Origin of the sequence: Micromonospora tarensis, from assembly GCF_016803395.1 — a bacterium.
Classification (GTDB): domain Bacteria; phylum Actinomycetota; class Actinomycetes; order Mycobacteriales; family Micromonosporaceae; genus Micromonospora; species Micromonospora tarensis.
Window position 1 is genome coordinate 1 of the sequence record NZ_JAEVHL010000353.1, and the last position, 4,843, is coordinate 4,843.

5 protein-coding genes are annotated in these 4,843 nt (G+C 72.1%); 4 read left to right on the forward strand and 1 reads right to left on the reverse strand.

From position 1 onward, the window contains the following. The coding region (locus JM949_RS39460) for a sensor histidine kinase (protein ID WP_203152051.1) at window positions 1–919 on the reverse strand (919 nt) is incomplete at its 3' end. 155 nt (window positions 920–1,074) lie between these two features. Here JM949_RS39460 and fabG point away from each other — a divergent pair. The 4 genes from fabG to JM949_RS33540 all read left to right on the forward strand — a co-directional run bounded on the left by fabG (window position 1,075) and on the right by JM949_RS33540 (window position 4,501). Continuing rightward, window positions 1,075–1,779, forward strand: a complete 705-nt coding sequence (fabG, locus tag JM949_RS33525; RefSeq protein ID WP_203152052.1) for a 3-oxoacyl-ACP reductase FabG — start codon at window positions 1,075–1,077, stop codon at window positions 1,777–1,779. 29 nt (window positions 1,780–1,808) lie between these two features. After that, window positions 1,809–2,576 (forward strand): enoyl-ACP reductase FabI, encoded by a 768-nt coding sequence (gene fabI / locus JM949_RS33530; RefSeq protein WP_203152053.1) that lies wholly within the window; start codon window positions 1,809–1,811, stop codon window positions 2,574–2,576. A gap of 100 nt (window positions 2,577–2,676) precedes the next feature. Then, on the forward strand, window positions 2,677–3,729 hold the full coding sequence (locus tag JM949_RS33535) for a ferrochelatase (RefSeq protein WP_203152054.1): 1,053 nt from the start codon (window positions 2,677–2,679) through the stop codon (window positions 3,727–3,729). Next, window positions 3,722–4,501, forward strand: a complete 780-nt coding sequence (locus JM949_RS33540; protein WP_088988620.1) for an HAD-IIA family hydrolase — start codon at window positions 3,722–3,724, stop codon at window positions 4,499–4,501. Before JM949_RS33535 ends, JM949_RS33540 begins: the two co-directional genes overlap by 8 nt. The last annotated feature ends 342 nt before the right edge of the window (window positions 4,502–4,843 follow it).

Here is a 4,843-nt window from a genome sequence, read left to right on the forward strand (position 1 = left end):
GCCCGTCGGCCACCGGCTCGGCGTCCAGGGTCACCGGCAGCCCGGCCCGGCGTGCCGCGTCCACCATCGCGTCCAGGCCGGTCAGGTCCGGTTGTGGCGCGGTAGGCGCTCCGGTCGCCTCGCTGCGTAGCACCCCCAGCAGCCGCCGCATGTCGGTGAGCGCGTCGCGGGCCGAGGCGGCGATGGCGACGAACTCCTCGGCCGCCGGCGTCGGCACGTCCGTCAGCCGGTACGGGGCGGTCTCCGCCTGCACCGCGATCAGTGACATGTGGTGGGCCACCACGTCGTGCAGTTCCCGGGCGATCCGGGTGCGTTCCTCAAGCACCGCGCGGCGCTCCTGCTCCCGCTCGCTCAGCTCGGTCTGGGCGGCCAGCGCCCGCCGGGACAGCCGGTTGCGGCGGATCAGGTCGCCGACGATCGCCAGCGCGCCGAGCAGCAGCAGGACGGGCGCCCGGTTGGCGGGGTGCACCGAGCTGAGCACCGGCACCGTGGTGATCAGCACCACCCAGGCCAGCACCGGTCGGTCGACCCGTGCGACGACCACCGCGACCACCGCGACCGACCCGAGCGCCAGTGGTGGGGTCCACGGCCAGGACCGGTCGGCCGGCGCGTTGAACGTGCAGATCAGCAGGGCCAGCACGGTCAGCCGCCAGGCCAGCAGCGGACGCCGGGGCAGCGCCAGCAGCGGCGCCACCGTCATCGCCGCGAACAGCACCGCGACCGGCAGCGGCAGACCCCACTCGCTCTCCACGGTCAGCGTGATCAGGAAGATGGCGAGGGCGGCGAGCAGGCCGACCGGGGCGGCGTACGGGGCCAGCCGGGGCCACCGGTTCGCCAGCGGTCGTTCGACCGGAGCGTCCGCGCCCAGCACTGTCTGCCACACTGCCCGCCGGGCCGCGGCGATCGGTTGCCGGTTCACCACCGGGAGGCTACGGGCCGACCCCGCCACGGGGCGTGCCACCAGGGTTTGATTCCCGTGTCGTACCCCGGTGTGACACGACTCCCGTTAGCGCTTACCTGCCGGTAGCGCCTAGGCTCCGACGCGTCTGTGCTGACCATTCGCAAGGGGGAACCGTGGCCCGTACCGTGCTGGTGACCGGGGGTAACCGGGGGATCGGCCTGGCCATCGCGCAGGCCTTCGCCAAGCAGGGCGACCGGGTGGCGGTCACCCACCGCAGCGGCGAGGCCCCGGACGGGTTGTTCGGGGTACGCGCCGACGTCACCGACACCGAGTCGATCGACGCGGCGTTCACCGCCGTCGAGGCCGAGCTGGGGCCGGTCGAGGTGCTTGTCGCCAACGCCGGCATGACCGCCGACACGCTGCTGCTGCGGATGACCGAGGAGCAGTTCACCGGGGTGCTGGACACCAACCTCACCGGCGCGTTCCGGGTCGCCAAGCGGGCCTCCGGCAAGATGCTCCGCGCCAAGTGGGGCCGCATGATCTTCATCTCCTCGGTGGTCGGTCTCGCCGGCGGCGCCGGGCAGGTCAACTACGCCGCCAGCAAGGCCGGTCTGGTCGGCGTCGCCCGCTCGATCACCCGGGAGCTGGGCAGCCGCAACATCACCGCGAACGTGGTGGCGCCCGGCTTCATCGACACGGACATGACCGCCGGCCTGTCCGAGGACCGCAAGGCGGAGATCCGCAAGTCGATCCCGGCCGGCCGGATGGCGAGCCCGGACGAGGTCGCCGGGGTGGTCACCTGGCTGGCCTCCGACAGCGCCGGGTACGTCTCCGGCGCGGTGATCCCGGTCGACGGTGGCCTCGGCATGGGCCACTGATCCTTATCTACCTACGGAGGAACTCCCGGATGTCCGGACTGCTCGCCGGTAAGCGGCTGCTCGTCACCGGTGTCATCACCGACGCCTCGATCGCCTTCTCGGTGGCCAAGCTCGCCCAGGAGAACGGCGCGCAGGTCGTGCTCACCGGCTTCGGCCGGCTGTCCCTGGTCGAGCGGATCGCCAAGCGCCTGCCCGAGCCGGCTCCGGTGATCGAGGTGGACGTAACCAACGCGGAGCACCTGGCCAGCCTCGCGGACCGGGTCCGCGAGCACGTCGACGGCCTCGACGGTGTGGTGCACTCGATCGGCTTCGCCCCGCAGAGCTGCCTCGGTGGCGGCTTCCTCGACGCACCGTGGGAGGACGTGGCGACCGCCCTGCACGTCTCCACCTTCTCGTACAAGTCACTGGCCATGGCGGCGCTGCCGCTGATGTCTCCGGGCGGCGCGGTGGTCGGCCTGACCTTCGACGCGACCAAGGCGTGGCCGGTCTACGACTGGATGGGCGTGGCCAAGGCCGGCCTGGAGTCGGCGTCCCGCTACCTGGCGATGCACCTGGGCAAGCAGGGCATCCGCAGCAACCTGGTCGCCGCCGGGCCGCTGCGCACCATCGCCGCGAAGTCGATCCCCGGCTTCGACCAGTTCGAGGACGCCTGGGCCGAGCGGGCGCCGCTGGGCTGGAGCCTCACCGACCAGGAGCCCGCCGCGCGGGCCTGCCTGGCGCTGCTCTCCGACTGGTTCCCGGCCACCACCGGCGAGATCGTGCACGTCGACGGCGGCTACCACGCCATCGGTTCCTGACCCCGCACCGCGACGCTCCCTGGTCGCCGTTCGCGTGATCCACGCGTCCGGGCCAGGGGGCGTCGCCGGGACGTCCGGGCCGAGGGGCAAGAATGACCCCATGTCGTACGACGCGGTGGTGCTGGTGTCCTTCGGCGGGCCGGAGCGGCCCGAGGACGTGATGCCGTTCCTGCAGAACGTGACCCGCGGCCGGGGTGTGCCGCCCGAGCGGCTGGCCGAGGTCGCCGAGCACTACCAGCACTTCGGTGGGGTGTCCCCGATCAACCAGCAGTGCCGCGACCTGCTGGCCGCCGTTCGCGCCGACTTCGCCGCGCACGGCCTCGACCTGCCGATCTACTGGGGCAACCGCAACTGGGACCCGATGCTCGCCGACACCGTGACGCGGATGCGCGACGACGGGGTGACCCGGGCGTTGGCCTTCGTCACCAGCGCGTACGGCGGCTACTCGTCCTGTCGGCAGTACCAGGAGGACATCGCCGCCGCGCGGGCCGCGGTCGGCGCGGACGCCCCAGTGATCGAGAAGCTGCGCCAGTTCTGGGACCACCCCGGCTTCGTCGAGCCGCACGTCGACGCGGTCCGGGCGGCAGTGGGTCAACTCGACCCGGCCCAACGGGACACCACCCGGCTGGTCTTCACCGCGCACTCCATCCCCAGCTCGATGGCGGCCAACGCCGGCCCGCACGGCGGACGGTACGAGGCGCAGCTGCACGAGACCGCCCGGCTCGTGGCCGCTGCCGCCGCCCCGGATCTGGCGTACGACCTGGTCTGGCAGAGCCGCTCCGGCCCGCCGCAGGTGCCGTGGCTGGAACCGGACATCAACGACCACCTGGCCACCCTCGCGCGCGGTGGCACCACCGCTGTGGTGGTCAGCCCGATCGGGTTCGTCTCCGACCACCTGGAGGTGGTGTGGGACCTGGACACCGAGGCGCTGGAGACGGCCAAGCAGCTCGGCCTCGGCTTCGTCCGGGCCGCCACCCCGGGCATCGATCCGCGGTTCGTGGCCATGGTGCGTGAGCTGGTCACCGAGCGGACCGACCCGGACGGCGCGCAGCTCCGCCGCCGGCTGGGCGAGCTGCCGATGTGGGACACCTGCCCGACCGTCTGCTGTGTGCCGACCCGTCGACCGACGCCCGCTGGGGGAACCGATGCATGACCGCAAGCCGGTGCAGAGTTGGCTCACCGACATGGACGGTGTGCTGGTGCACGAGGGCCAGCCGGTGCCCGGCGCGCCGGAGTTCATCAACCGGATGCGCGCCTCCGGCAAGCCGTTCCTGGTGCTGACCAACAACTCGATCTACACCCCGCGGGACCTGACGGCCCGGCTCAGCCGGATGGGGCTGGACGTGCCGGAGGAGTCGATCTGGTCGTCTGCGCTGGCCACCGGTCAGTTCCTCGCCGACCAGCGGCCGGGCGGCACCGCGTACGTGATCGGTGAGGCCGGCCTGACCACGGCGCTGCACGCGGTCGGCTACGTGCTCACCGACTTCGCCCCGGACTACGTGGTGCTCGGCGAGACCCGCACCTACAGCTTCGAGGCGATCACCAAGGCCGTTCGTCTGATCAACGACGGGGCCCGGTTCATCTGTACCAATCCCGACGTGACCGGCCCGTCGGTGGAGGGCGCGCTGCCCGCCGCCGGCTCGGTCGCCGCCATGATCTCCAAGGCGACCGGGGTGGAGCCGTACTTCGTCGGCAAGCCCAACCCGATGATGATGCGCTCGGCGCTCAACACCATAAACGCGCACTCGGAGAGCACCGCGATGATCGGCGACCGGATGGACACCGACATCCTCTGCGGCCTGGAGGCCGGACTGGAGACCATCCTGGTGCTCACCGGGATCAGCAGCCGCACCGAGGCGGAGCGCTACCCGTACCGTCCGTCCCGGATCGTCAACTCGGTCGCGGACCTACTGGACGAGATCTGAGCGCCCCTACCGCCCGCGCTGCCCGCGCTGCCCGCGCTGCCCGCGCTGCCCGCGCTGCCCGCGCTGCCCGCTTTGCCGGCGATGATCGCGCTGTAACCAGGATGTAGTGGTCACCACCTGCGCCGGAGGCCACTACATCCATGTTCGAGCGCGATCATGCCCGGGCGGTGGCACATCGGACCGGCGGCGGTGGCGCATCGGACCGGCGGCGGGGCGCGTCGACCCCCGGGGACCTGGCGCGCCGCCCGCGCTGCCCGCGCTGCCCGCTTTGCCGGCGATGATCGCGCTGTAACCAGGATGTAGTGGTCACCACCTGCGCCGGAGGCCACTACATCCATGTTC

Coding starts and splice junctions, on each gene's coding strand:
- JM949_RS33540 (WP_088988620.1), top strand. CDS start 3,722: ATGCATGACCGCAAGCCGGTGCAGAGTTGGCTCACCGACATGGACGGT.
- fabI (WP_203152053.1), top strand. CDS start 1,809: ATGTCCGGACTGCTCGCCGGTAAGCGGCTGCTCGTCACCGGTGTCATC.
- JM949_RS33535 (WP_203152054.1), top strand. CDS start 2,677: ATGTCGTACGACGCGGTGGTGCTGGTGTCCTTCGGCGGGCCGGAGCGG.